A 2520-nucleotide genomic window follows, 5' to 3' on the forward strand; every position below is an offset into this window, starting at 1 on the left:
ACCAAAAGTAGAGAAATGCGGGATAGGATCCTCGAATGAATAACCTAAAAACCAACGATAAGCAACATTTGTTTCAACGTCTTTAATAGTCTGTCTCATCGAACGGATACCAAATAAATATTGGATAAATACTAATTTAATTAAGACCACTGGATCAATACTGGGACGACCATAGGTTGAATACGTAGATTCTACAATGGGATAAATGAAATCAAACTGAATCGCTGCATCAATCTTTCGAACTAAGTGATCTTTAGGTACAAGATCACCAATTGTTAACATAGCAAATTGATTTCTACCTTATACAATCAGTTCAGTGATTTAATTCAAAGAGGGATCAAGTGTCTTTTTTATAAAAATAATTTTAGCATTCTCACTCGAGAATATCATATGTCTAAAATAACAACTACAATGATTAATTTTTTTGGAAAGAGGGATAATTGATATAGATATAATTGTGTAATAAGTGGTACAAATTAATATTACTTATTATATATTAAAAAAGAAAGGAAATGACGGATTATGAATAAGAAGGAGAGAACTTTTACACGTTGGTTTATCTTTTTTGGTGTATTGTTACTGACACCAATTACAACAGCTTTTGCAAGTGAAATTGACTTGGGAAATTGGATGGGAAATTTGTCTGATGATACATCTATTTCTTCCTTATCTATTCCAGGTACGCATGATTCTTGTGCTACCAAAGGGGTAAAGATATCTTTAATTGGGAAAGATTACGGAAAATGTCAATATGGGTCTCCTCAAACTGTAATTTGTGATCAATTAAATGTTGGATGTCGTTACTTAGATATTCGCTGTCGGTATATAAGTGATGATACTTTTGCTATTCATCACGGGGATATTTATCAAAAACTTAATTTTGGTGATGTACTAAATCAGTGTCAAAATTTTTTAAATAATCATCCATCTGAAACTATATTTATGAGAGTGAAGCAAGAAAAAAGCTCTGTTAGTGATTTTGAATTTAAAAAAACATTTTTTTCATATGTGAACCGCTATCCTAGTTTATTTTGGAATGATAGACAAAATAAGAATCCTAAACTAGGAGATATACGAGGGAAAGTGGTTGTTCTCTATAATGTTTGTGGATTGGATTTTGGATTAGATTATAGTACAAATTTTGACATTCAAGATAATTATGATACGAGTTCTGTAGATGTAAAATGGGAATCATTTTATTCTCATTTAAAAAAAGAACATCCAAAACCAAGTATTAACTATTTAAGCGCTGCTGGAAATATCAAAAAAACACCTGAAGATTTAGCGAAAAAGCTAAATCCTAAATTGATAGACGAATTAAGACGGGGTAATTATTCTAATGTTGGAATTATTGCAGCAGATTTTATGACTAAAAGCATAGCGGAAGAAATTGCAAAAATAAACTTCAAACAAACTAATTGTAGTTATAAGAATATTACTTATCAAATTTCTCCAGTTTGTGATCAAACAAAATGTTTAGATAATAATGCGAATAATAAGGATTTGTTTGTATGGTCAAAACAACAAGAAGCAGAAAATCATTATTTTAATTTTCATTTTATTAAAGATGATATTGTAAAAATTAGTTCCAAAGACAATACACGGTGGCTAACAACAAATGGAGAAATTGGAAGTACGATCACTCAAACAAACAATGAACAAGAAGCAAGCTATTGGAAAATCAAGCAACTTGGTAATAATAAAGTTGCTTTGCATTATATGGGAAATAAAGAAGCAGAAATCAACGATTCAAACTTGTCATTAAATATTTGTGGTGGATATGCGAAAGAAGGGACCAAAGTCATCCTTTACCCATCTTCTTATGATGGTTATATGAATCAACAGTTTATTTTAGAAACTTCAGCTCAACAAAATAGTATTCGTTTAAATCTAAAAGAAACAGGTTCTTATGTATATGTTGAAAATGGTTATTTAACAGCAAATAATGCTAACGTTAAGCCATATATTGCTGTAACTAAAAATGGCAAAGAAGTTACTCTAGACAGTAATAATAACTTTACTGAATTAAAAGCAGGAGATACATTCACGCTTCAACCAATCTCTTCTACATGGAAAGACGAACCTGTAACGTCCAGAAAAGCTTTAGGTACCTTTGATGGATCTAATAAGTACACGTTTAAGGTAAATGATGATGGTTTTATTTCACTTATGGCTACAGAGAAAACTTCAGCTCAACAAAATAGTATTCGTTTAAATCTAAAAGAAACAGGTTCTTATGTATATGTTGAAAATGGTTATTTAACAGCAAATAATGCTAACGTTAAGCCATATATTGCTGTAACTAAAAATGGCAAAGAAGTTACTCTAGACAGTAATAATAACTTTACTGAATTAAAAGCAGGAGATACATTCACGCTTCAACCAATCTCTTCTACATGGAAAGACGAACCTGTAACGTCCAGAAAAGCTTTAGGTACCTTTGATGGATCTAATAAGTACACGTTTAAGGTAAATGATGATGGTTTTATTTCACTTATGGCTACAGAGAAAACTTCAGCT

At 30.7% G+C, this 2520-nt stretch carries 2 protein-coding genes; one reads left to right on the forward strand and one right to left on the reverse strand.

Going from position 1 to position 2520, the window contains the following annotated elements; all coding sequences use genetic code 11:
* Positions 1–282 (reverse strand): transposase (locus G7Y42_RS14765; protein ID WP_165007666.1); only part of this gene is annotated, 282 nt, incomplete at its 3' end.
* Positions 283–522: 240 nt separating this feature from the next.
* Between G7Y42_RS14765 and G7Y42_RS14770 the strand changes: the two genes are divergently transcribed.
* Positions 523–2520: phosphatidylinositol-specific phospholipase C domain-containing protein (locus G7Y42_RS14770; RefSeq protein WP_165007669.1), on the forward strand; the 1998-nt coding region annotated here is incomplete at its 3' end.

The sequence above is a fragment of the Enterococcus sp. ZJ1622 genome, from assembly GCF_011038845.1.
Taxonomy (GTDB): Bacteria; Bacillota; Bacilli; order Lactobacillales; family Enterococcaceae; genus Enterococcus_B.